This window comes from Parabacteroides sp. AF14-59, from assembly GCF_003479515.1.
Lineage (GTDB): Bacteria > Bacteroidota > Bacteroidia > Bacteroidales > Tannerellaceae > Parabacteroides > Parabacteroides faecis.
Genome location: NZ_QUHH01000010.1, coordinates 144,977 through 171,593, shown reverse-complemented (window position 1 = coordinate 171,593; position 26,617 = coordinate 144,977). Strand labels below are relative to the sequence as shown.

The following is a 26,617-nucleotide window of genomic DNA, read 5'->3' as shown; positions in this document are numbered from 1 at the left end:
CTATTAATGAAAACGGGAAATTTACCGGAGTTCAAGATGAACTCTGTCTGTTTTATCTCAGCAATATGCTTAAAAGACGTGATAACATTCTTAACCAGCACATATATATCAACTTCTGACAGTTTTAATTGCACCATTCCGGCTTCTATTTTTTGTACATAGAGTAATTGATTTACCAGGGTAGATAATGAGGTTGCATTATTGTAAACCAATGATAACTTATCATATAGAATTTGTGAAAGGCGTTCCGTCTGCAATAACTCCTGTAAAGGAGAAAGAATCAGTGTCAGAGGTGTGCGAAGTTCATGAGAGACATTCGTAAAGAAATTGCTGCGTTCCCGGTTGATTTGCTTCTCTTTCTCACGTTCCAGATTGGCAACAAACAATTCATGTTTTAACCGTTCTTCATGCCTCAGACGTGCCTGCTCCTTTTTTACACGGCGAATCAGATAATATATAATAAAACCGATTGTGATGATGATTAGAAGACGGAACCAAATTGTTTCATACCAATGAGGCAGGATGTTGATATCCATGGATGTCAGATAGCCGCTAGAACCGTCTGCCATAATACTTTGTACTTCAAAAACATATTTCCCTTGAGGTAAGTTTGCATACGAAACCTTTTCACCTTCATTGATTGTCAACCAGTTCGATTGAGCCGGACTTAACCGGTAATTATATTTTTGCAGGTCATCCGAGTAGGTCAGATTACTGAACATCAATGAAAAACTATTATTAGCAGCCTTTAATGTTAATCCGTGAGTATAAGGAATACCTTGTTTCAGAATGACTTGATTATTTATCTTTTGCCCGATTTCAACTGTTTTATTATCTACTTCCAATTGAGTTATTACTACTTTACCGGGAATAAAGTGGTTGTTCATTGCTTCATTCGGGAGGAAATAGGTTATGTTTTTATTATTCCCCCAAAACAGAAAATCCTTATAAAAGATGACTGAGCGGTTATTACCGGATATATAGTAATTATAGAACAATTTCTGATGTCTGCTGTAGTTACAAACACTCGAAGCGGAACCTAGCCAAATACGTCCTTCCGCATCTTCACAAATACAACCTATATAATTACTGCTTAACCCATTATGGGTTGTGTAAAAATTCTCGATTGAATCAGATTGAATATCCATTACCCCAAATCCGTCGGAATAACCTATATAGAGTTTTCCGTCTGAAGCAGCATAAAGGGAACGTATGTCCCTGACTGGAATATCAGCTGTTTTTTCATAGTCCGATCGAATAGGTTGACCATTCAAAGAACACTTTACTAAGCCGTATGACAATCCTAACAAGAAGTATTTATCGGGTACTTCTGCCATTGCCCGTATGGTTCCGGAACCGACAGGGTAATAGACAAAATCTTTTGTCTGGCGATCAAACAACAATAACCCGTTGGAAGTTCCCAGCCATAAACGATTTTGATTGTCAATCAATAAAGACCAGATGGAACCAGACCACTCAGGTTTGTCTTTAATACGGACAGGATAAACGGTAAAGGTTTTATTTTCGGAATTATACTGAATTAGTTCGGACTGACCGTTTCCGAACCACAAGTTTCCTTTTTTATCGTTGAGCACACATAAAACAGTATTGCTCGAGCCGGCAGGGACCGATTCAAACTCCAAACGGCTTTGAGGATTGAAAGGTTCCGTACTTCTCAAAATACCCTTATGGAAAGTGGCTAGCCAGATATATTCATTTTCATCCGTCGCCATTTCACATATTTCATTATGTGTTTCCTGATGAAAGCGCTGATAAAATTGCTTTCGCAAATCGGAGGCATACACTCCTCCGCCTTGTGTTCCGATCCAGATGATACCTTCCGTATCATAGTAAGCGGAGATCATTCGGGTCTCCAAGTTACGATGAAGTTGAGATGCAGTGTTGTTATAGACTTCTGTTGTATAACGGGTAGGTTCTTCTTTATCAGGAATAAAAACTGTGTAACCATTCCATGTAGCAGCTAAATACCGTCCGTCTCCCAAAGAAACCATCTGGTAAATATCTCCATGGGAAAGAGTTTTTTTCGTATCCTCCGGTTTATAGCTATATTGAGTATAGACACCTGTTTTCGGATTGTAACAGATCGCTCCGTTGGCCCAGGTTCCAATCCAGACAGAACCGTCGGAATAAAGAAGGCGGTGAACGTGAATTTTATTGACTCTCGGTAAATCGCCTTGGCTTGTCATTTGACGTGTTTTGGGATTGAAAGTGACTATATTTCCCCAATCGGTCGCAATATAAATGATTCCGTCAGGGGATTGACACATAGCCATATAGTTTGTATTGTTCCCAGCCAGACCAGTAAACTCCATTTCTACTTTTAAGTCCACTTTGTCTATATTCCCCATTTTATCCATCTGATAAGCGATTGAAATAAGCGAAAGTACATCAGTGGATATCATCCAAAAAGTCGTATCGTTTTGCATGAGTACATCTTGGACTTTGGCATTCAATCTCTTTATCTCTGGATTGATGCCCCGAAAATAGAATCAGCTTTGAAGAACCTCCTTTCGAATGCGCTCAAATATACCCCGAAAGGCGGAAAGATAAGGGTTGCGATCGCCGAGAAGGAGGTGGACGGGAAAATGTTCTGTTTATTATCTGTTACGGATAATGGACCCGGTATCGCTGAAAATTTGCAGGGACGCATTTTTGAATCTTTTATAACGGGCGAAAATGATCCCTCATTTTCTACCAAGGTGGGTATCGGCTTGCGTATCGTTAAAAACACGATGGATCTCCATCATGGGAAAGTCTTGCTGAACAGTGTTCCCGGTAAAGGTTCCGAGTTTATCCTTTACCTTCCGTTAGGACGTGAGCATTTTAAAGAAGATGTATATCAACAGGTTGAGGATACCCGTGATGACCAGAAGGAGGAAGTATTCATTGCGCCGGAAAAGGTTCGTGAAGAGAGATCCCTCGAATCAGGTAAGAAATTGCTGGTCATTGAAGATAACGATGAGATAAGATATTATATTCATACTCTATTCGAGAAAAAATACCGTGTCCTGGAAGCTCGAGACGGTGAAGAGGGCGTGCGGATTGCCAGTGAAGAGATCCCTGACCTGATCATTTCGGATATAATGATGCCGGTCAAAGACGGCTTTACCTGTTGTCAGGAGATCAGGCAGGAATTGCAGACGGCTCATATCCCGATCATCATGCTGACGGCCAAAGCAGAGGAGGAGGATTTGTTGAAAAGTACCCGGATCGGTGTGGACGACTATATCATGAAGCCTTTCAATCCCGAAGTGCTCAAGGCCAAAGCAGAGAACCTAATCCGCATGCGTGAACAGTTGAAACGCATCTATACGAAAACTCTGATGCTGAAACATACGGTAGAAAAGCCGGAGGAAGAAGAGCAGGCCAGTCTTTTCATGCAGCAGGTGATCTGCATCGTCGAAACCAATCTGACAAACCCGGATTTCAGTGCCAAAAGTCTGGCAGGCCTGTTGAACCTCAGCCAGCCTACTTTATACCGGAAGATGAAGCAGCAAAGTAACTTGTCGATTATCGAAGTGATTCGCAGTATCCGTATCAGCAAGGCCGCTTCCCTGATCATGCAGAAGAAATATTCTGTTCAGGAGGTGGCTGAAATGGTCGGTTATAACGATATCAATACTTTCCGCAAGCACTTTACGAATCAGTTCGGTGTATCGCCGTCACGGTATAATGCTTTATAGTCTCCATTAGTCCGGGGAGAGTGTTGCCACTAGGGTGATGTTGCTGTTAACACGGCGTATCGTTTATCTTATCACTACGTCCTTCTTTGCATATCACAGTTGTGAAACAAAAGAAATCCATCTGTGAAACAAACGGAATCCAACTGTGATATGAAAGGAATGCAGTTGTGATAAGCAATATAAGTATTAAAAAAGAATTATTACCAATAGCTATTGACTATTATGGAATAAATCTTATTTTTGTATGGTATTGAGATAAATGGAGAGAGAGCCTTCTTTAGATTCCAGAGGAGATGAGTAATATAAGTTTCAGCGAGATATACACAAACTACTATAAACGTTCGTTTTTGTTTGTAAAGTCATATGTCAGGGATGATATGGCTGCAGAAGATATTGTGTCTGAGGCTTTAATTAATTTGTGGGATACCAGCAAAAAGGAAAAGGTGGAATATCCGTTATCCTTACTTGTTATGATGCTGAAAAACGGTGCTTTGAATTATCTGAAACATCAGGATGTAAAGCAGTCTGTCTCCGATTCGATCTCATCTAAAATGGCCCGTGATCTGGGCTATCGGATCTCTACTCTACAGGCTTGTGATCTGGAAGAAATATTTTCCTCAGAGATAACCCGTATCGTAAAAGAAACATTGGAGGCTTTGCCGGAACAAACCCGGCGTGTCTTCGAGTTAAGCCGGTATGAATGCCGTACTGTAAAGGAAATAGCAGAGGAGTTGTCTATCAGCCCGAAAGGAGTTGAATACCATATAACCAGGTCTTTGAAGGTGTTGAGGATTGCCTTGAAAGATTACCTGCCTATTTTTTATTTACTCTTTCTGAAGTGAGGAACTATTTCTTATCTGGAAACCCTTTCGCCAAACATAGTACATGACCGTGTCCGGCGAAAGGATTGTTGACAGGAATGATCCCGTATTATCTTACTAACGGAAACTCTGAAACACGTAGCGTTGTACACCCGTAAGGAATCAGAGTGATCTCTTCTACAGGGTTTTTACTTCTGCCGGTAGAGAAGGGGAGAGGGCCTGCCATTTCATTGTATAGTTGCCAGGAAGGTATTTCCTTCGCTTTTACCTTGATCTGGATAGGGGCATTTTCTACGTTCCAGAAATAATTATTTGCCTGTTTGGCTTTGTCGATCGTAACCTGGAAATTCTCCTTTGTATTTTCGGGAGCTGAAGCCAGTATTCCATAATTCCATTTGGTCGGTGAAGTGACTTCGTAGTAGGATTGACCGAACTGTGTAATATCATCTCCTTCAAATTTTTTCTTTTCCCATTTCTCCTCCATCTTCAGTGCATAGACCAGCGGACCGCGTTCGACGGCGATTGAATTCTCATACCATTTACTTGTCGTTACTTCCATCGGTAAGTGTAAAACGACCTGGTCGCCGGTTTTCCATGTTCGACGTATAATCGCCGTGCTGTTTCCTTTGGCAGTAGATTCAGGAACGCCATTAACGGTAACAGTCGCATCTTTACACCATCCGGGGATACGCAAATGGAGCGGAAAGTCAACCTCTTTGGTCTTGTCGAGTAGCCGGACGGTAAACTGTATCTTATCATCCATCGGGTAATGAGTGTCCTCTGTAACAGTTACTCTATGGCCGTTGCTAACCTTTGTCGTCACCTCCGAAGGAGAATAAGCCAGCGCAGCAATACCATTATCCGGTGTAGCATACCAAAGGCTTTGAGTGAATTTAGGCCATCCCTGATGCATATTGGAGAAACAACAAGGATATCCGGTCCGTGTCCCATAGATAATATCTGTTTCTGCATGGTTGGCATCCTCATAGAAATTGTGGGTATGGCGTGTGACCATTACCTGATTGGCCTGCTGGAAATATTGTTTATCCATAAAATCATCTGTTATCTGGGTAGGGAGGGCGTTGAAAGCGATCCGTTCCAGATGGTCTGTCAAAGTCAGATCACCCGTTATCTCCATCATCTTTTCCAGTGAATACATAAATTCTACGGCAGAGCATAATTCGGAACCCTGGGTCGGATTGTTGCCATGCAATCCTTCATCTCCTCCGTACATTCCTTGTGGCTGTCCGTTATATTGACGAATATCGGCCAGTCCTTTTTTTACTGCATCCAGATACTTCTTATCCGGGTTTTGCTGGTAATAGATAACCGGCTCCTTGAGTCCTTGTGCCAGGTTCACACAATGAATCGTGTTGAAACGGGTTAGGTCATTCCGGTTAAGGAACATGTCGACGAAATCGTAGCTTTGCTTATGTAAGAGATTTCCTAGATCGAGCAGGAATTTCTCTCCGGTAATATTGTAAAGCCAGTATACGGCCTGCAGGTTGTCGCAGGCACGGTACTCGGCCCAGAAGGTCCAGTTACCCAGTGGGGTAGAAGGAAGAGTCGCTAACTGATAACGGAAGTAGTTACTCATAAAGTCGATCACCCGTTTATCTCCTGTTGCCGAATAATACTGCTGCATGATCTTCAGCATTACCATCCGGGGCCACCAGTCTGCGGAATTATCCCTTTGAATGCCGGGTTCGGGACTATAGTCCCTGGCAGGACCGAAGAAACCGTCTTCACGCTGGCTTTTCAAAGTCCATTCTATCCAGGGCTGTACCTTTTGCTTCAACTCCTTATCGTCCAGGATATAGGCTAAGGGTAATAATCCGTCTATCCAGTACGGACCTCTTTCCCATTGGTCGCCGTCACCACCGAGCCATCCGTTACGTGCCCCCATCACTTCCGGATACAGGACGTCCATTTGACTGGACGCCCCTTTCTTTTGCCGCTCCAGCATCTCCAGAAGCCAACCTTTGGCTTTGATGCTACCCAATGGTAGTTCTATGTAGGGTTTTCTTATGAGCGGATAACGGTTATTGGGGTGGTCGGGGTTATCCGCCTTGGCAAGGGATACAGTGCTACATAATCCTATTGTAAGTATTAATGATAAAAGGAATTTATTGTTCATAATTGTATCTATTTATATTTTATTGATAACAAATTGACAGGCCCTAATAATCCGGAGGTCTGTAAAGGTGAATGAACATTCCATGAATTATGATGCGCCCATGTCGGACGTTCTGCCTCTGGCAGATGCAAATCACCGATCAGACGGTTCATCCAGGTATTAACTACTTCTACCTCCAGTTCATTGATACCGTCTCTTATCACATCTGAAACTTCTATCCGGTAAGGAGCTGTCCAAACACCACCGACATATTTACCATTGATCTTTATTTTGGCCATTGCCGTAACCTGCCCCAAATCTACAAAAAGTTTTCCTTCGGGCTTCTTTTTTACGTCAAATGTTGTTTTGTATATGGCAGTCCCTGAATAATATCTGATACTTTCATCTTCATGTTTACTCCAATCCGTGAGCGTTGTGAATGTAACCGGTTGAGCAGGTCCCCGTTTATATTGGTCTGATTCAAAAAGAACCTGCCAGGGCTGATCTATTTTAGTAATAATTTCCGGTTTCGGATAATTATCCTCCACACCGGTAGCGGCAGGTTTACCTGTTTTACGGAACACGATAAACCCACTTTCGTATGCTTCCAGTTGCAACGGGACGGTTGTCGATTCTTTACCCTGTATGAAAGCAGGTAATGGTCTGATTGACCCGGTTACAACATCCCATAATTCGGGAACTTTCCCTTGTACACGGAATTGTGGAGAAACGGTGATCGTCCGGTCACTTTGGTTCGTGATAAAATAGATTTCATTATCTCCGGCTGTGCGATGAACATAAAGGACCGGATCATTTTCTCCGAACTGACAGTCGGGAATCACGCCTGATCTGTCCAGAACCTCTTTTAACTCCACGTCGGTATAGATAGTCCCTTTTCCATAAGAACGTTGTTTTACGGATAGATCGCCCCACATTTTCTTTGCGAGTGCATTTACTTCCTGATCGGCAACCGGGTAGTTCTCCATACTGGGTGAACGGCTAGGGGGAGGACCGAGGATAACCGCCCCGTCAGCAACCAACTGTTCAATCTTCTTCAGGACAGATGGGCGCATGGTTTCCAGTTTAGGTAATACCAGTACGCGGTAAGATGTGCCGTGTGGCAATACCAACTTTCCGTCTTTTACTGTCAGGTCACGTTCTATAACTTCTGCATTAATGTAATCATATGAATATCCTTTGGGTATTTCAGGATCACGTATGCCTGTCATCTTTGGTGCATCTTCTCCAATAAAGTAAGCGACATCAGCTATATTCTGACCTTGCTGTAACATATAATTGGCACGTTTGATATAAGAAACAAAAAGACCTAAATGTGAGTACCATGTATTCAGGCGGTTAAATTCGTTGCCGAAACTGGTGTTGACTCCGGGTGGTCTGTTTTCGTAAGGTTGGTGGATATAAACATGTAAAAGAGTATTGTTGACACCTTCAGTGAACGACCAGTCACCACGTTGTTTCAGGATTGCAGGATAACGACTGTACGAACCTTCTCCGCAGGTGAATGACTCGGCAGAGACCTTTGGTTTTCCATAAATATGGGCACAGGAAGAAGCTGCACGATTCTCGATACTCCCCAGGTTTCCTTCATTCCAAAATTCACCGCCGACTTCATCGGACTGACCGCCATATTGCAGAAATTCGCCAGGGAATCCCCAATGCCCGTAATTCTCAAGCCAGGTGGTCATTCCATGTTCATGACTTATTTTTCTTAACCCTCCGACATAATCATAGGATATTTTGTCGGCAACGAACCTTCTGACATCCCATAGGAAACGATCAGACAAATCAGGACTACCAATGATATGGCCTTTGAATACGGGAAGAAAAGGCACGGGGTCGTAGCCATAGCGTTTTTGGAATTCTTTCAGAAAATCGTCAGTAAAATTTTGTCCTCCGGTTTCATAACTGTCCTGAACCGCAACTTTTAATGTTTTACGATCGTCAGCAGGAATTCGCTCCAGGATCATTCCCAGATAGGCATCGAAATGACTGGCTACATGTTCTTTGCTCATTTTATCCACCTCGAGTCCTGTGCCTTCCGGAGAAGCCGGGCTGTTTGTGACGCCTGTCGGTGTCATTCCCGTACGCATAATAATCCATTCTCCTTCGGGAACATCCCAGGTTAACAGTCCCTGGTCATCCATATAGCCAGAGATGTCCAGGATTTCATTCGGTTGTGCCATTTTGTAACTGGTAACATCGGGTTGTTCATCCCATAAATAATCATGCCAATAGGGGAGTGGTGTCTGATGCATTTTTGCCAATGATTTTTCTGCAAACCTTTCCATTACAGGTGAAGGAGATAACAGGATACGCTTGATACCGCTTCCCGGATTGGCTTCCATCACAAGGCGGAGTTTCTGATCTTTTACTTCCGGTAAGCTGATAGCGACGGGAGCATAAGGTTCGAAACCAACATTCAATGCGGGGTTAGTGCGATTTAAGGTGAACTGTTTAATGTTTTTGAAGGAATCCCCCTCTTGAACCTGCAGTTCAATTTTCGCTCTTATTGGTCGTTCTGCCGGATAGAGAACAAGGCTTCGCGCTGTAGCCTCTTTCGGTAAGGTAATATCGATAGTAATTTCTTTATCATTGAAGGTCAACTCTTTCCCAGTGTTCAGATCCGCTTTTATATTTGAAGGTGAAATGGTATAAGTCCCTTTTTCCAACAAATTAATTAAGTAGTCCTTATTTACGGGCATGGCAATTACCTTAACATCCTGGAAATCCTTTGTCGGCTCTGTAAGATGTTGTTGTAATTTTTTTGGGCCTTTTACTTTGACTTCCGAATATGTAAGATATCGCATCGCTTGTTCAGGCTTGATCCATGGACCTCCTGACTGGCTCCATCCGGAACTGTTGAAAAGTCCTATTTCAATGTTTAATTCCGTAGCGGTTTTCAGTGCAGTATGCATAATATCCCACCACTCATCGGTAAAGATCTTGACTTTTCCGTAGGGGGCTTCTTGTGGAGATAGTCCGATATTACCGATAAAAGCCCGGTTGATACCGACCTCTTTCATCGAGTGCAGGTCTTTTATTACAGCCTCTTTGGATATATTATCGTTGATCCAGTACCAGTATATGGAGGTCTGTATATCAGCGGGGATATCCTTGAAGTTTTTCTCAACTTCTGTGAAGTCCACGGTATTCTTCTGTTGTTTTGTACAGCAACAGAGAAGGCAACAGACTATCAGTGGTGTAAAATAGGTATAAATTATTTTTTTCATTGCTTAAAAACTTGTTATGTTATACTTAACAGGCCCAAGAAGTCCTGAATCCCTTAAAGGGGCATCTTTTGAAGGGCCGTTTATAGTCCATGTTTTACGCATCTCTTCCGGTTGTCCGGCATCATAGACAAGACGATTGAACCAGGTACTTGTTATTTCTACAGTCAGTGTATTTTTTCCGGTTTTCACAGCTTCTGTTATATCCAGACTATATGGTGGAGCCCATAATGTACGGAGAGGTTTTCCGTTGACTGATACGGAAGCTATCATTTCTACTTTTCCCAGGTCCAAAGAAACAGTCATCCCTTTTTCAATTTTATCTATATTGAAAGATGTTTTGTAAATAGCAGTCCCTGAAAAGGCTTTACCTTCGGTTGGAAGGTCCATATCTTTCCACGGTTTTAAATCTGTAAGTTCCAATGAAGACGGTGTTCCCCATCCGGAAGGGAAAGTCAGAGTCCATGGATTAGAAAGTAATACAGATGAAACTTTTTTATTCTGTTTCTCTATTTCATATTGGGATTTATTATTTTTTGAGTGATGGAATACGACGAAACAAGAGCCTGCGACAGGTAGAGCCAACTTAACAGATGTACGGTTGCCGTTACTGGAACTTTCGATCGGTTTTGAAGTTCCTGTTACCGGGTCCCAAAGTTCGACCTCTCCTTCACAACGGAAATTGAGAATGCCGTTGAAATCTTCTCCCTTTTGCGGACATACAAAATACCAGTCGGCATCTTCAACCTGTCGATGCGACCATAAAGCTTTCCCTCCTGTTACATCCGGAGTTATTTTTAATTCTTTTAAAGCCGTGTCGAGTGGAGTATTTGAAATTATATATCCTTTACCGACTTTTCTGATGCCTTTCTGACTCGCTTTTCCCCAGATGTTTTTAATTGCTTTGTCAAAACGTTGTTGAGCCGTATTTCCTCCTGTAAGAGTTACAAGCTTCTCGGGTGCATTCCCTATTACAGTAGCTCCGGCCCGAAGCAGTTCATATATTTTTTCTAAAGTTTCCGGTAGCATTCTCGGAGTATCAGGAAGCCATAATACACGGTAACTGATTCCTTCAGGAGTCACTATCTTGCCCTCTTTAACGGAAAGCCGGTTCAATAAAATATCAGGGTTACAATAATCATATTTGAAACCTTCCGGGAATGGTGCATTTTGATTTGGCTTATGATTTATTTCATCTCCTAGATACCAGAGCACATCAGAAACCGGTTTTCCACGCTCTAACATATAACTGCAACGTGAAAGGTAGGTCGTTAATTCAGGCATATATTTCCACCAGGTCTGTCCCCGTAAGAATGGGCTGCCTATGCCTGATCCGAAGGATGTTCCCGGAGCAAAGAACGGATTCTGGGGGTTGTGTGTATAGGTGTGAAAAACAAGATGAGTAACGCCATCTGCATAATTCACATTTGCCACTTCTTTGAACATGCTCATGTGTTCGTCCCATGTCAGGTCGAAAGAGGTAAAGGCTTCTGCTGCTAGACGTGGCTTACCGTACAGGCGTGTAGCAGATGCTGCCGGTTTGATAGGTTTGAAATTTGAAGAACCGACAAAATTCTCAGTCATCGGTTGCCAGAATTCGCACATGGGTATATCTGCAAATTTGAAATACTCAAGTATATCAGCGGGGAATACATCTCCGGCTGCTGTCTCGTAGGTCATGTACAGGCCGTTTTCATGTGCCAGTTCTGTCATTCTTCCATAAAAGTTGTGAGTGAACAGATCGTTTGTAGTAGCACGCCAGTCGTGTAAGAAACGTGTAGTCGTTTCGTGGTCTTTAATAACATAACCGAATACAGCAGGTAACCATTTACGGAGTTGATAATTTGCTACACGTTTAAATTCATTTTCCATATTATCGGTCCATGTCTGTGTATAGCATTCCCAGCTATCTATCAACATACCATTCAGTAATCCGTCTGCCAGTACTCCGTTATTTTTGATGAGGCGTCCTATATAACCGTCGAATTGGGCCTCTGCTCCTGATGGGGCAAATTTATTACATTCCCATCCGGTTCCTTCGGGAGGGGCAGGACTGTTCTTTTGTCCCGTATTTACGTGCCCGATTCGTAATATGGTCCATTTACCGGCAGGTACGGTCCAGTTCAGATTTCCGTCTTTATCCATAAAAGATGAAATATCCTGAATTTGATCAATGTCGATGAAGGCTTTTTTGTCTTGCGTAGGAAAAGCCCCGTTGCGTTCAATGCTTCGTAAAGTCCATCCGGCTTCTGACTCCCAGTTGTTTTTACGGGCGGCGGAGTATAAGAGGAGCGAAGATAGAGACATGTTGTGTTTATTGACAATAGATATCCGGTATTTATTTACTCCATAAACATCGGAGCAGGCCAGGGTAAAAGGTTTGTTGTCTTGAGAATTGGCTTGAGGTATATCTGTTTTTATTATGTCTTTCACGGAACCATCTGGTAAAACAGCTTGTATATTTACTGTTACTCCCGGCTCATAACATTGAGGATGATTAAACCAATTGATACTGGGAAATTCCACAGCTCGAAGGGGCGTTGCCTCTGGAAATGTAACCTCAAACCAATGCGGAGCATCTTCTGTGGTTGGTTGGAGTTTTACAGGCTGTTTCATCTTTCCCTGAAAAAAATCATTCCAGTCCATTTCATGGTTACTTCTTATTTCCATAGGGATGAGAGGGCTATTTGTATCATCCAGGGGAGTCGGGAATGCCAGTACTGTAATGTCTTTGTAATCACGCCAGATTTCTTCACTTGGTTGTGGGACAGATAATTTTTTGTTTATATGTACTCCTCCATCGATATCAGTCCGGCTCCATACCAGATGACGCATGGCATTCGATGTCTCAATCCATGGCCCTCCTGATGTTGCCCATCCGGAACAGTTCAGCATCGTGAAACGTAATCCCAAACGTTTACATTCTTCTGCGGTATGGCGTACAGCATCATCCCAATGAGGGCTCAAACTTTTTATTTGAGGTTCTACTCCCGGCCACGGACCTCCAAACTGTCCGTGAAACAATTGAATCCCGGAAATTCCGGTCTTTGATATTGCTTCCAGGTCTTTGGTAATCCCTTCTTTTGAAACGTTTCCTCCAATGTAGTGAAACCAGGTTTCCGGATAATAAACTTTAGATGGAGATTGGAAGTTCTTTCTATCTGTATTTCCGAAAGGGCTGTTTAATTCATTATCAGAAGGTAGTACCGGATGTTGGGCTGCTCCGTAGGAACTAACAAGGAAAGCAGCAGCGGTAAAACAATTCCTCAAAAAATCTAAATATCTCATGATGTATTTATTTTAGTGATTGGTAGATATATCTCGAATACGTTATTTCCATATAGTAGAAATTTTGTAATCGGGATCTATGGTTTTGAAGTGTCCTCTTTTTTTATTGTTACAGGTCCTATAAGACCGGAAGGCATCAGTCCGGAAGTTGGAGAGAAACCAATATTTGTTTTGGTAATTCTTTCTTTTTCAGGCAATGACGCATCATAAACCAGTCGGTTCCACCAAGTGTTAGTTACTTCTATTTCGAGAACATTTCCTTTAGTTTTACAATATTCAGAAATATCAAGTCTCCATGGAGCACACCACACTGTACCAAGATCATTCCCATTCAGACGGATGTTAGCCAGATCGTGGACTGTGCCAAGATCAAGGAAAAGCTTTTCCTTTGAAATTTTGTCAAGATCGAATTCTTTGCGGTAAACTACAGCGCCGGAATAATACTTGATTTCGGGAACAGAACTTGTTGTCAGATCCTGTAGTGACTTATAAATTATAGGTTTTTCGGGCCCACCCAATTTCGGATTAAAATGAAGGCTCCAGGAACTGTCAAGTGTTTTAAGTACTTCATAATTTGTATAATTATTTCCATCCAGCCGGGTCTCAGATGTCGGTTTCCGGAAAACAACAAAAATGCCCTGGTATGGAGCTAGTTCCATAGGTATAGTTGTTCTGGAACCACTGATTGAAAAAGCTTTTGCTGGGCAGGAAGAACCATCTACCGGATTCCAGAATTCTGGTAATTTTCCTGTTATACGAAATTTGGCATCTATATTTTCAGTGGTATTCCTACGGTTGATAATAAAATATATATCCGTTTCTCCTTCTTTGCGATGGATAAAATCTATTTTTACCGGAGTCGTTCCATAACATGCAATTTCATTCTCATTCATGTATGAGAAATCCCTTTCAATCGCTTTTTTCTTCATAACTTCTGCAATTTTGACTCCGCTGACGACTCGTCCTTTGCCAACGGCACGATCTACCGGACCTTCTGTTTTGCCCCATAGCTTTTCAGTAATTTCACGAAGCGTTTTCTCACTTTCAGGAAAGTTTTTTAATCCGGGGGTTTTTATGAATCGCGGACCTATGACAGTCGCTCCTTCCTGTACTAATTCGAGTATTTTACGAGCGACTTCAATCGGGACAATCCCGGATTCAGGAAGAACAAGTACTTGATAATTCATTCCGTCAGGCAGGTAAATCCGGCCATCCCGAACGGATAAGCGGCTCATGATAATTTCTGTATTACATACATCATAATCATATCCAAAACCACGGTCAGGATCTATATTCTTCGGAGATACGAAACAAGGTACGAGATCTCCTTCATAATAAAGTACATCTGCGACAAAATGTCCGCGTCGAAGCATGTATTGGCAGCGTGCCAGATAATCTGTAAATGATTTTGCCCGGTTCCACCATGTAATCCGGTTATTAAAATGAACTCCGGCTGCAAATACAGTTCCCGGCATACCATTGGCAGGACCGGATGTTGCAGAACCATGGAAGGTTATGTCGTTGATGCCTTCACAAAAAGCGACATTGGCTCGTGGCAATAGAGTGGCAGGCGAACTGACCCAATGAGTAAAACTGGTAAATGCCTCCGAAGCCGTCTTTTCTTTTCCATATAAATGAGAGGCACTGGCTGCCTGTTTAGTATTGACGTTCTGACGTCCTTCATACCATTCTTCCGAAAGTGATCCACTGTGATGCACTGCCGGGATCCATTGGTTTTCACTCCATTGACCGCCATACCAGAATTCTCCGACCGGAACATCCATTCTTCCCAGATTTTTCAAACCGTCATTCATCATTAATCTTGGAAGATGTTGTCCTCCGGCTTCTGCACGAACCTGTACCCCTTTTTCATGGGCACGGTCTGCCCATATTTTATAGTGTCCGTCAGCGACGCAATCAGCAATCGTTCGACGTACATCATTCAAAAAACGTTCTGTAATATCCGTATTTTCAACTATTTCGCCGGCCATAGCTGCAAGATAAGGTTTTGGGTCATAACCCCGTCGATTACGGAATTCTTCCAACATATTCTCTGTCCATGAATAGATACCATGAATTTCAACATTATCCTCATGTAAATATTTAAAAGTTGTTCCCTCTTGTTTTTCTGCTTCGCGGATCAATACTCCGCTGCTGTGATCAAAATCAAAGTCTGTGGATTCTACTGATAAATAGTCGGGCAATAAACCTCCGCCTGCCGGGATTTCAACAAAAGCGGTTCCTACTCTAATGATTTTCCATTTTCCTTCCGGGACTTTCCAGTTTAAACTTCCGTCCGGTGATATTTTATTGGTCAAGTCAATAGCGTCTTCTATGCGAAGAGGTGAGTTTTTAGAAGAAGCTTGTAATGGAGTTAAAGGGAAAGCTTGTTCTACTTCTAGTTTTGATGTGCCAATGGGGGTTAATGGATTCATCAGGCCGCGTTTGGCATTCATTAAAGCTACCTGATGAACGTCGCTTTTAGTTCCGAGAGATACCATACGGACAGATTCGCCTCTCCCCTTTTTCAGGACAAGCCGGAAAAAACGGGCTGTACGCTCGGGAACGGGTTGAAAAACATTTTGATAGACATCACCAATCGAATGAAGTGTATCGACTGGTTGATATGTTTTCCCATCTTCCGAAGACTCGAGTATTGTTGTCCCCTCTCGCTCAAGATAAACAAAATCAACCTTTTGGGGAGATTTAAAATCAAAAAGAATCCATGGCTCTTCCGTCTCATTTTCCGGATTCCAGGCGGTATTGTAATCGCCGTCCAACATATTGTTGATATCTTTGGCATTACTGCTAACTGAAATAGAAGGCTTAAATGAAATGGAATCATGGACTGGATAAGCCCAAACAGCATCGTCTTTGTATAATCCCGTAATTCCGGTTGGAGTATTTAATTCCCCTGAAAACTGAGATGGTCCTTCAAGGATTGTTTCACTAGAGGCTACACGTTTTGCCCCATTTTTCTGGTCAATCCAGGGACCACCGGAAGGCCAGCCGCTACTTACATTAGCCCCACATTCCAGGCCCAGGCGGGCACATTCTCGTACGGTATGGCGATATAGCTCAAGCCAGGCCTCACCTAAAAAAGGGACGTTGGGCATTCCGCCATGATAAAACACAAGAACTCCACCTATTCCCTTTTTACTAAGTTCTTCCAAATGCTCTGTTATAGCAGGTTTATCTACATTATCATACCACCACATAAACACCCACGGGCGGTTTTCTTTGGGTGGATTCAGAAAGTTATCGATTTCTGTATCTGATTTTTTTACCGCATGAACGGTTTCCGATATTAGGCTGGTAAAGAATAGGATAGCAATAATTACAGATATTATTTTTTTACTCATCGTTCTATTTTGATAAACTGTTTTTATAAAGCATTACATTAGTTTTCCTTATGGGGATATAGAGATTAACATTTTTCACATGTTCGGGACGCTTATAAAGTTCTAAGGACTGTATTAGAATACTACAGTCCTTAGATTAAACATATTTTTCAGAGTTAAAACTGAAACTATTTTATCTCATAACCGGAGTTTTGTTCCAGGCTATTATTACTTCTTTGAATTTCAGAAAAAGCAATGGGTAAGCGATAAAATGCATCTTTCCATTCATTTTTCCGGGAATCCTGAGTCAATTTATGGCGATTATAAGTTAATGTTCCATCATTATTCTTTATGATCTCTTGACCCATAATATGAGTAGTTTCTGTTTTTTCAGCAATCTTCCAACGACGTACGTCAAAATAACGATGTCCTTCAAACGCAAGTTCGATCATACGCTCGTGGTATATTTTATTCAGCAATTCCTCTCCAGTGGCTGTTACAGGAGGCATTTTTACTCCTTCACGACCTCTTACCTTATTAATGTATTCACGTGCAAGATCTTCATTTCCCAAATGATATTGAGCTTCTGCATAATTGAGATACATTTCAGATAATCGGAATAACGGGAAAGGACCTGTATAATGTTGGGTTTGTGAAATGCCTTTATCTTCCTCTATGAATTTTCTTATATAGTAGCCAGTCATGGTGGCATCCTGATTTGTTACATCATAACCTCCTTTATAAGTTTCTATTTTACGATCCATAAAATCAGCACCATTATAATAGATCGATGCATAGAAACGAGGGTCTCTGTTCACATAAGGATTGGATGGGTCGTACATCGATTTAGGATTGATTGTTCCCAACTCGCTATCGGTAACCGGTACTTCACCGTCTATTGTTTCGTAAGCATCCACTATATTCAAAGAAGGAACTGCCAATGCGAGTCCGCTATTACCCGCAGTACCAATATAAAAGGTCAACTGACAGTAATAGGTCTCACTGAATTCTTTTGCGAATATAAATTCACTGCAGTTTACATCCAGGAACATTTTCTGATAGTCTGCTGCCAGCGTATATCCTTTGTCAAAAAGAGCTGCAGCAGCATCAGCTGCTCTCTGCCATTTCTGCTTATCATTGCTCGGATTATTCAATATACTTGCATCATAGAGTAATACTCGTGATTTAAGTGCGCGCGCAGCATTTCCACTGGCTCTGTTTCTTTCTGAAGGTCTGTCAGGAAGGTCAGCTATCACTTCATCCAGATTCTTAACTATATAGGTAACACATTCATCCCATGTGTTTCTTTCTACCTGTGACCAGTCACTATTGATGTCAAATGCTTCCTCTATAATAGGAACACCACCATATGCCCAGATCAGTTTGGCATAAATATAGGCACGTATGAATTTCATCTCGGCAATAAGTTCTTTTTTTACTGAATCATCAATTGATGATTCCCCTATGTTATTAAAGAACACATTAATATTATGGATGAATTTATACGAATTATCCCATACATGTAGTATATTATTTAATGAACCTACATTATCGGCTGTCAATATATTTTCCCGGATAAGATCACAGCCTCCTTCATTGTATTTGGAGAAAATATCATCTCCAAAATACATTATTTTATAATAATTATCTTTCGTACAAATGCCACTATATTGTTCATTTACAAACATTTTCAACAGGTTCTCATCCTGCCAGACTGCCGGGTCAGGATATCTGTCTGTTGGCGTTATATCAAGCACATCACTGCAAGAAGATAATAACATGATCCATGTTATGCTTACTAAATATATTATCTTTTTCATCATGTGTATTTTTAAAATGAAACGTTTACACCTAGATTTATTAATCGCATCGGATTCAAGTCCCATCCTCCATTGGCAACTTCCGGATCTATACCGAATTTGCTGGTATGGTCGATAGAGAATAAGTTCGTTCCGCTCACATATACCCGAGCTCTTGACAAACCGACTTTGGATATAATATCTTTAGGTATTCTATATCCTATTTCTGCATTTTTGAGTTTGAAGAAATTAGCGCTGATCTGAGTGAAAGTTGTTCCACCTATACCATATGCCGTACCTAACCGTGGTTTTGTTCCGTTCGGATTATCCGGTGTCATCGTATCTTCCGTCCACCACTGTAGTATATTTGCACCACCGTTTGATGTAGCCGGATTCACCCAGTCTTCACGAAGGTAAAAGACTGCCCGTGCCTGTCCCTGGAATCCTAACGTCAGGTCAAATTGTTTCCAACTGAGATTTATGTTAAGACCGTAAGTGATATCAGGAATATTGGTCATATCCTGACGAACCTGGTCGAGTGAATTGATTTCACCGTCTCCGTTGACATCCCGTATCTTGATGTCTCCGGCTACTGTTCCGGGTCTTTTGGGAACATCCGGATTGGCAATATCAGCTTCGCTGTATATTCCGATCGCTTCGTATCTTAATGCTGCACCAATAGGTTTTCCTTCTTCTTTCTGGTATATTTCCGCCATGGGCGTTTCATCCTTGAAAATTACTTTATTCCGGGCATAAGTCAGGTTGCCGGATACAGAATAAGAAAAATCTTTGGTGGGATCATCCCTGAAACCAAGCATCATTTCAACTCCTTTATTTTCGGTCTCTCCGATATTTTCATCAGGTAGGTTCAAACCTGTAAATGCCGGGATTGATGCATTACGCTTTGTCAGGATATCTTTTCTGTTTGTTTTGAACCAGTCAAAGTCAAATGTCAGACGGTTATTCAAAAATCCAGTTTCCAATCCGATATCGTATGTTTCGGCTTTTTCCCAGGTAATATTGGGGTTAGGCACATTTGCCTGAGAAATTCCTGAATATTGTGTTCCGTTAAAAACTGAGCCGTCTGCTAATGTATACATCGTCAGGTATTGGAATGAATCTTTGAGATAATCATTACCCATTTTACCCCATGAACCACGTAGCTTTAAATTGTTTAACCAGGTAATATCCTTCATGAAATTTTCTCTGGATATTGTCCAACCTCCTGAAATCCCAGGGAAGAATCCAAACCGTTTTCCGGAAGGGAAGTTGTGGGAACCGTCATATCTGAACTGGAATTGCAGCATGTATTTATGGTCATAGTCATATAATACACGTCCGAAATAGTTTCTTCTGGCTGTTTTTGAAGAACTACTGTGATTTGTCTGTGTATTGGCATCTCCAGCATTCAGTTCTTCTAACGTACCTGTAGGAAAATTTGTGCGTTTACCATCTAATGCCGTGCTTTTGGTTTGATTTTGTTCGAAACCGACAAAGGCATCGACTGTATGTACATCAGCAAATGTATTCAAATAATTGACACGTACATTTCCGTTGATATACTCAGTCCGTTTTTCCTCAATAAATAACTGAGGGGCAGAAGTATGACCCTTTAATTTTTCGTAAGTATTAGTACTTTCATCGTAACTATATACATAATATACATCTTCGAATTGTTTATAGTTCTGACCAAAATAGTCATAGGCTATACTTCCTTTTACCGATAGACCTTTCACCCAGGGTATCGATATGTCGATGGTGGATTGTCCGTTAAACACCCATGTTTTGGAAGCAGTAGTACCGGCATCTCCTGTAGAGATAACCAATGGATTATAATTACCCCATCCTTGATTTGTCGGATAATCTGTTCCAGGCCAGTATGCATGGGCTGTAGGAGCACTTAAACCAACCCAACTGTACATCCCGTTACCGCTGGCCTGACCATTATACGGTAAAGTCCGGTCTGTGTTTTTGCCGAACAAGTCAAAAGTAAGTTTAATGTAATCGTTTATTTTTGCATCTATGTTTGACCGGACATTGTACATGCGATTCTTCATAGAACTTTCTCTATAAGGAGAACCTTGATCCAGGAAACCTGCGGAAACAAGATAAGTTAAATTATCCATACCTCCGGTAAGTTGTATATTTGCTTTGTCCTGACCTGACCAGTTTTTCTGTACTACATCATACCAGTTTGTGTTAGGATAATGTAATGGGTCTGACCCATCGGCAAATTTTTGTATCTCATCTTCTGTCCAGCGAGGACTGATTCCTCTGATTTCATTTGCCAGATTCTGTGCTCTTGCATATGAAGCGGAGTTTGCCATTTTTACAGTCCGGGTAGGTTGTGTAAATGAATGATTATAAGAGAGTGAAATGGTCGGTTTTCCCACTTTACCACGTTTGGTGGTAATCAATATAACTCCATTTGCGGCACGAGAACCATATATTGCTGCTGAAGCATCCTTCAATACTGTGATCGATTCGATATCTTCCGGATCGAACCGGCTGAATATACCTCCTTCTTCGGAACGAACGACACCGTCGATAACATAGAGCGGGTCATTTGATACTAATGAGTTCTGGCCTCTGATACGTATGGTAGATTCGTCAGCTCCGGGTTCTCCGTTTCGTGTGTTAATGATAACACCAGAAAGGCGTCCTGCTAATCCGGAAGCCATATTTGCTGTTGGACTGAGTGAAATATCTTCAGATTTTAAAGATGTTATCGCTCCTGTAACCACTTCCTTTTTCTGAGTTCCGTATCCTACGACTACAACTTCATCCAATGCCTGTAAGTCTTCTTTCATGGTTACATTTAATGAAGTCTTATTTTGCACGGAAACCTCTTGTGTAAGATAACCGATAAAAGATATCTGCAATGTAGAAGAAGGAGAAACATTTAGCGTATAACTACCATCTATACCTGTTATGGTACCATTTGTTGTCCCTTTTTCTACAACATTTGCTCCAATGATGGCTTCTCCGTTCGAATCGGTTACTTTACCGGAGATCTTTTTACCATTTTGTTGCTTTTTCATTTCTGCAGCATTCTTCATTAGCAGGATATTGTTGCCTTCTACTGCATATACTACATCTGAGTTCTTAAAAAGAATTTTCAGCACTTCTGCAACGGAGATGTCCGAAGCCTTCAAGGAAACTTTTTGTGATAGATCTACATTCTCATAATTGTAAACAAATAGATAATCTGTTTGTGACTCGATCTGACTGATAATATCCTTCATGTGTGCATTTTCGGCCTGGATATTTACTTTAGTCGTCTGAGAATTGGCATTATTTGCCCAAACACTTGAAATACATAACAGAAATAATAAAAAGGTTAACTTCATAAGTCTGAATATGTGTTTAAAATTCGATAATAATAGGGCATACTTCTTCCCTATAGGTTTTTTTTTCATAACTTTGAAAAATCTAGAAAGTTAGTACTAAAATCAATTTGCTGTTGTGTCAGAGTACTGACTGTGATAACCGGGTTATGTTGGAGCATGATCCGGTTAATTTTTACATCTCATTTTTATCTCATAGGCATATTTATTTTATAGTTATTAGATTCAAATCACTATTTTTGGTATAGCTGAACTTATGTTCTATCTGCAATACTTTCAATACTTGCTCTATACCATCTTTGGTCCTGAATTTACCGGAATATCGACTGTTTAGGATCCTCTTATTATAAATTTTGATGTCAATATCGTAGTATAGTTTAAGCTTCTCAATGATTGTTGCAACTGATTCGTTATTGAAACAGATGAGTCCTTCCTTCCATCTGAAATAATCATAATCGGCTATTTGATCGATAATTAACTTGTTGTCTTTTAACTGGACGTGTTCTTTCTCCTTCATCCTGTAGTTGGATGGGAGGTTGGGTGAAGATAGCTCTATACTTCCTCTTAATAAAGATACCTCAAAATCAGAAGAGTTGGAATAGGAGGCCACATTAAATTCTGTACCTAACACCTGTATGTCCATTTGCTGAGTTTTCACAATAAAAGGTTGTTTCTCATTATGGATAACATCAAAATAGGCTTCTCCATTTAATTCTACCTGGCGGGTCCCTTTACCGAAACTGACAGGGTATACAAGTTTACTATGGGCATTGAGCCAGACTCGTGTACTATCCGGCAAAATCAATTCGGCACGTTGTCCGGCAGGTACGTATAGTGTCTGGTACGTCGCAATACTTTCTTCGGTGATGTTGTTTGTTTCGAATAATTTTGTTCCTCCCCAGAATATGATCAGTATTGCTGCTATTTTGGCCAGTTCATAACCTATCTTTCGGAAAGAGATAGTTCTTTTTACCTTTTGGATATCGACCTGCTTATCCGGTTGATTCAGTAGGGAGATGTCGTTCAGTTTATGTAATGCCATAAACTCCCGGACGTTATTTTCGTCTGCATCTAACCAGTCAACGACGGCTATGATTTCTTCCGGGGTGACATTTCCTTCTACGTATCTTTGTAATATCTCTTTATCCATTTATAGGTCTACTAGTGTGTTCTATTTTTGTCTTGTATAGAAGAGACAACACAAGTTTGAAAATCCCTAGTAGGAAAATGAGATATTTTTCTGTTTTACTGTTTTTTTCTCCGACAGATGCCAGCAGGCAGTCAAATCATTGTTTTCTGATCGATTGATAATCAAATATAATGCCGGAAATGCTACACAAATTGTTATGTAGACACAACAATATACTTTAGTACTTGAAATCGGCAGGATATGCCAATAACTGATAAGCTAAAGCTTTAGCCATCCGGTAATGGCCTGCTGCATTCGGGTGGAGCCGGTCGGTTTTTTCGTTATGGAAATAAGGAGTTTGTGCATCACACATCGGATAAAGTCCACTAATACTGTTTAAGTCGATGACCGGTACTGCCCATACGTTGGATGCTTCTTTGATGACATTGACATAGGAGTCTACATATAATCCCGATTTATTAGGAAAGGCTTCTTCCGGCTGAATGTTATCTTTTCCGAAATAAGCCTGTGCACGATGAATCGGGGTCAGCAAAATGATCTGCTGTGTGGGGAAATTCTCTTTCAGGTACGCCATAACATTGTTTATACGTCCCCTGAAATTTGTATCATCTGTCTGTGGGATGCGTTTAAGGCGTATTTCCCGGGAAGGACCAGCCACTTCTACACTGGTTTTTTCCGTGCGAAACCAATCTCCCAAAGGTATTCCTTCATTATAATCATTAGTTCCCGCAAAAATGATTATCGCATCTACCTGATTCCCCTTTTCTTCTTTCAGCTTTTTCGCCTGTTCCAGCACACCTACCCAATGATGGCCATTGATACCATAGACCAGTGCCTCCAAACCCAGCATCTCTTCCAGATATTGCCAGTAATTTTTTGTTGTCCCTACATGCGATTTATCTGTAATGGAATCGCCTAGGAAAGCGACCTTTTTACCCTTCCATTGGGTTTGTATGACTTCCGTTGCTACAGGTTCTTTTTGATGTGAATGTATAGCGGCGATACAAGGACTAACATTGGTTGACAAGATCAGGCCGGATAGTAAAATTGCAGAATATTTTGTGTTCATGGTATTAATAATAGGTGCTATTTTATACTTTCAGTTTGTTTACCAGTCATCTGTACGGAATGAAGAGAGAGGTAAGTTCCCTTCTTCCGTGAATATTTCAGTTGCTGAAGTATCATCGAAACAATAACATACGGCTCCGGTTGAGATACATAAGGAGAAAAGGGATAACTTTATCGCCTGTCAAAGCAACCTTTGCCGGATAGATCATGAAATATTTATTCTCCTTTTTTTACCGGCGGATAATCCAACGTATAATGTAATCCCCGGCTTTCTTTTCGTTCGATGGCCTGACGCATGATCAGATAACCGACATTGATCATGTTACGCAGTTCGCAGATATCTTTCGAGGCAACCGAACGTTTGAACAGGCTTTCTGTCTCTTCGTAGATGATATCCAGACGGTCCCAGGCGCGTTTCAGGCGCAGATCGGAACGGACGATGCCTACATAAGTGCTCATGATCTGCCCGACCTCTTTTACACTCTGGGTGATCAATACCATTTCTTCCAAGGAAGTCGTTCCTTCATCATTCCATTCCGGTATGCTTTCCTGGTATTTTAACGAGTCGATGATGCTCAGGCTGTGTTTTGCCGCTGCATCGGCATAAACGACTGCTTCGATCAGCGAGTTGGATGCCAGACGGTTTCCTCCGTGCAGGCCGGTACATGAACATTCACCTACCGCATACAGGCGGTCGATAGACGAACGGGCGTCCAGGTCGACTTTGATACCTCCGCAAAGATAATGGGCGGCAGGAGCGACCGGGATATACTCTTTGGTTATGTCGATTCCCAGGCTCAGACACTTCTCGTAGATATTGGGGAAATGCTTCTTTGTCTCCTCCGGATCTTTGTGCGTGACATCCAGATAAACATGATCGTCACCGCGGGTATCCATTTCGTTCTTAATGGCACGGGCCACAATATCACGTGGAGCCAATGAAAGACGCTTGTCATATTTCTGCATGAATTCCTTCCCGTCTTTCGTACGGAGCACGCCGCCATAACCGCGCATTGCCTCTGTGATCAGGAAAGAAGGACGGTCGCCCGGATGGAACAGGGCAGTGGGGTGGAACTGTACGAACTCCATATCTTTCACCGTTCCTTTTGCCCGGTAAACCATGGCAATGCCGTCGCCGGTTGCCACCAACGGATTGGTGGTTGTCTGATAAACGGCACCGACACCTCCTGTTGCGATCAGGGTCACTTTAGAAAGGAAAGTATCGATCCGGCCATCCGGGTCCATGATATAGGCGCCATAACATTCGATATCCGGAGTCTGGCGGGTGACGGTAACACCCAGATGGTGTTGGGTCAATATTTCGATTGCGAAATGATTTTCAAATACGGTGATATTAGGATGCTTCTGGATTGCCTGGATCAGGCTGTCCTGTATTTCGGCACCAGTGTTGTCTTTATGGTGTAGGATGCGGAATTCGGAGTGGCCGCCTTCCCGGTGCAGGTCGAAGTTCCCTTTTTCATCTTTGTCGAAATCGACTCCCCAGCTGATCAGTTCTTTGATTTGCTGAGGGGCATTACGCACAACTTTTTCTACTGCACCACGGTCACTGAGCCAGTCACCGGCTATCATTGTATCTTCAATATGCTTGTCGAAATTGTCAACAATCAGGTTGGTTACCGAGGCGATACCGCCCTGCGCGAAATAGGTGTTGGCTTCTTCCAGATTAGTTTTGCATACAAGGGCTACTTTCCCTTTATTGGCTACTTTAAGAGCGAAACTCATTCCTGCAATACCGGAACCTATCACTAAGAAATCGAATCTTTGTACCATAAGACATTACTGTTTAGAGCGCCAAAGTTAGGAATTAACTTTTATGGTTGTACCATTCGGGGTGCCCTTTCGGTTAAAAAGTCCCGAAATACTTATTCTTTTGCTATTTTTAAAAGAAAAGCCATAAACATTCGCAGGCTTCCTCTGTTTTAACTACGCATTGGATATCCGGCTTATTATTAATACTTAAACGTTATAAATATGAAATCTAAAGTTTTACTGTTAGCTTTAGCCTCTATGTTGGCAGGCGGGGCTATGGCACAAGATTGTACATTCTTTTTCCCGACGACAAAAGGAACTAAACTGGTGAAAAAGAGTTATGATGGCAAAGGCAACCTGTCAGGTGTGATGACTTATGTTGTGGATGAGGTGGAAAGTAAACAATCCGGCCTGGAAGTCGAAGCCGATTACGTGTTCACCAATAATAGCGGGACAGTTGTCGACAAAGGTGAACTGGAGGCTTTTTGCCAGGATGGCGAATTCTTTATGGATATGAAAGAGGTCCTTACTAATCCGTCTTTTGTCTCTACAACGAATACCGCAGTGGCAGCTACCGATGCTGTGATCAATTATCCGAGCGTATCTAAAGGAGCTTCTCCTGATGATGTGTATTTCGACGATGCAGTAATCAACATTTATTCAAAGAAGAATCGTAAGGACAGGAAGAACATCTCTATTTACGATCGTGAATATGTGAAAACAGAAGAGATCACCACTCCGGCAGGTACATTCGACTGTACGAAAGTAAAATTTAAAATCAAATCACGTTCTCCGAAAGAAACGATCGAGGGTTACGGTTATGAATGGTATGCTCCGAATATCGGAGTCGTTCGTACTGAACAATACAATAATAATAATGTATTACAATCTTATTCAGTACTGGAAGAGGTTAAGTAATACAATGTGATTTTAGGAAATAAGAGAATTTACATAAAATATATTCC

The 26,617-nt window shown here is 41.7% G+C and carries 13 protein-coding genes; 3 read left to right on the top strand and 10 right to left on the bottom strand.

All coding sequences use genetic code 11. From position 1 onward, the window contains the following. On the bottom strand, positions 1–2,423 hold a 2,423-nt coding region (locus DWW23_RS12830; RefSeq protein WP_305037001.1), incomplete at its 3' end, for a two-component regulator propeller domain-containing protein. Positions 2,424–2,441: 18 nt separating this feature from the next. On the opposite strand from DWW23_RS12830, the gene DWW23_RS12825 reads away from it, so the two are divergent. Both DWW23_RS12825 and DWW23_RS12820 read left to right on the top strand, forming a co-directional pair. Next, entirely contained in the window at positions 2,442–3,704 is a 1,263-nt protein-coding gene (locus tag DWW23_RS12825) for a response regulator (protein WP_233564331.1), read from the top strand. Positions 3,705–3,997: 293 nt separating this feature from the next. Beyond that, positions 3,998–4,546, top strand: coding sequence for an RNA polymerase sigma-70 factor (locus tag DWW23_RS12820; RefSeq protein WP_122353680.1), 549 nt, complete (start codon positions 3,998–4,000; stop codon positions 4,544–4,546). 88 nt (positions 4,547–4,634) lie between these two features. Here the strand turns inward: DWW23_RS12820 and DWW23_RS12815 are convergent, their stop codons facing one another. The 9 genes from DWW23_RS12815 to nadB all read right to left on the bottom strand — a co-directional run bounded on the left by DWW23_RS12815 (position 4,635) and on the right by nadB (position 25,673). Next, the gene (locus DWW23_RS12815; RefSeq protein WP_122353679.1) at positions 4,635–6,662 is read right to left on the bottom strand and encodes a beta-L-arabinofuranosidase domain-containing protein; all 2,028 of its coding nucleotides are present in this window, start codon (positions 6,660–6,662) and stop codon (positions 4,635–4,637) included. Between the two features lie 8 nt (positions 6,663–6,670). Continuing rightward, positions 6,671–9,892 carry a glycosyl hydrolase gene (locus tag DWW23_RS12810; protein ID WP_122353678.1) on the bottom strand — a complete coding sequence of 1,074 codons (3,222 nt, stop codon included), beginning with the start codon at positions 9,890–9,892 and terminating at the stop codon, positions 6,671–6,673. Positions 9,893–9,895: 3 nt separating this feature from the next. Beyond that, positions 9,896–13,177 (bottom strand): glycosyl hydrolase, encoded by a 3,282-nt coding sequence (locus tag DWW23_RS12805; RefSeq protein ID WP_122353677.1) that lies wholly within the window; start codon positions 13,175–13,177, stop codon positions 9,896–9,898. Positions 13,178–13,254: 77 nt separating this feature from the next. Then, entirely contained in the window at positions 13,255–16,539 is a 3,285-nt protein-coding gene (locus DWW23_RS12800; protein ID WP_122353676.1) for a glycosyl hydrolase, read from the bottom strand. A gap of 167 nt (positions 16,540–16,706) precedes the next feature. Beyond that, positions 16,707–18,338: a RagB/SusD family nutrient uptake outer membrane protein gene (locus DWW23_RS12795; RefSeq protein WP_229800935.1), complete on the bottom strand. Its 1,632-nt coding sequence runs from the start codon at positions 18,336–18,338 to the stop codon at positions 16,707–16,709. Between the two features lie 11 nt (positions 18,339–18,349). Further along, complete coding sequence (locus DWW23_RS12790; RefSeq protein WP_229800934.1) at positions 18,350–21,667, bottom strand: TonB-dependent receptor; 3,318 nt, start codon at positions 21,665–21,667, stop codon at positions 18,350–18,352. A 202-nt stretch (positions 21,668–21,869) separates the two neighbouring features. Continuing rightward, entirely contained in the window at positions 21,870–22,814 is a 945-nt protein-coding gene (locus DWW23_RS12785) for a FecR family protein (protein ID WP_122353673.1), read from the bottom strand. A gap of 217 nt (positions 22,815–23,031) precedes the next feature. Next, a complete protein-coding gene (locus DWW23_RS12780; RefSeq protein WP_122353672.1) occupies positions 23,032–23,883 on the bottom strand; it encodes an SGNH/GDSL hydrolase family protein in 852 nt (283 codons plus the stop codon). 215 nt (positions 23,884–24,098) lie between these two features. Beyond that, positions 24,099–25,673, bottom strand: a complete 1,575-nt coding sequence (gene nadB / locus DWW23_RS12775; protein ID WP_122353671.1) for an L-aspartate oxidase — start codon at positions 25,671–25,673, stop codon at positions 24,099–24,101. Between the two features lie 201 nt (positions 25,674–25,874). On the opposite strand from nadB, the gene DWW23_RS12770 reads away from it, so the two are divergent. Next, on the top strand, positions 25,875–26,570 hold the full coding sequence (locus tag DWW23_RS12770; protein WP_122353670.1) for a hypothetical protein: 696 nt from the start codon (positions 25,875–25,877) through the stop codon (positions 26,568–26,570). The last annotated feature ends 47 nt before the right edge of the window (positions 26,571–26,617 follow it).

Excerpts from the sequence above, each read along its gene's own strand:
- DWW23_RS12820 (WP_122353680.1), top strand. The coding sequence starts at position 3,998 with ATGAGTAATATAAGTTTCAGCGAGATATACACAAACTACTATAAACGT.
- DWW23_RS12815 (WP_122353679.1), bottom strand. The coding sequence starts at position 6,662 with ATGAACAATAAATTCCTTTTATCATTAATACTTACAATAGGATTATGT.
- DWW23_RS12810 (WP_122353678.1), bottom strand. The coding sequence starts at position 9,892 with ATGAAAAAAATAATTTATACCTATTTTACACCACTGATAGTCTGTTGC.
- DWW23_RS12805 (WP_122353677.1), bottom strand. The coding sequence starts at position 13,177 with ATGAGATATTTAGATTTTTTGAGGAATTGTTTTACCGCTGCTGCTTTC.
- DWW23_RS12800 (WP_122353676.1), bottom strand. The coding sequence starts at position 16,539 with ATGAGTAAAAAAATAATATCTGTAATTATTGCTATCCTATTCTTTACC.
- DWW23_RS12795 (WP_229800935.1), bottom strand. The coding sequence starts at position 18,338 with ATGAAAAAGATAATATATTTAGTAAGCATAACATGGATCATGTTATTA.
- DWW23_RS12790 (WP_229800934.1), bottom strand. The coding sequence starts at position 21,667 with ATGAAGTTAACCTTTTTATTATTTCTGTTATGTATTTCAAGTGTTTGG.
- DWW23_RS12785 (WP_122353673.1), bottom strand. The coding sequence starts at position 22,814 with ATGGATAAAGAGATATTACAAAGATACGTAGAAGGAAATGTCACCCCG.
- DWW23_RS12780 (WP_122353672.1), bottom strand. The coding sequence starts at position 23,883 with ATGAACACAAAATATTCTGCAATTTTACTATCCGGCCTGATCTTGTCA.
- nadB (WP_122353671.1), bottom strand. The coding sequence starts at position 25,673 with ATGGTACAAAGATTCGATTTCTTAGTGATAGGTTCCGGTATTGCAGGA.
- DWW23_RS12770 (WP_122353670.1), top strand. The coding sequence starts at position 25,875 with ATGAAATCTAAAGTTTTACTGTTAGCTTTAGCCTCTATGTTGGCAGGC.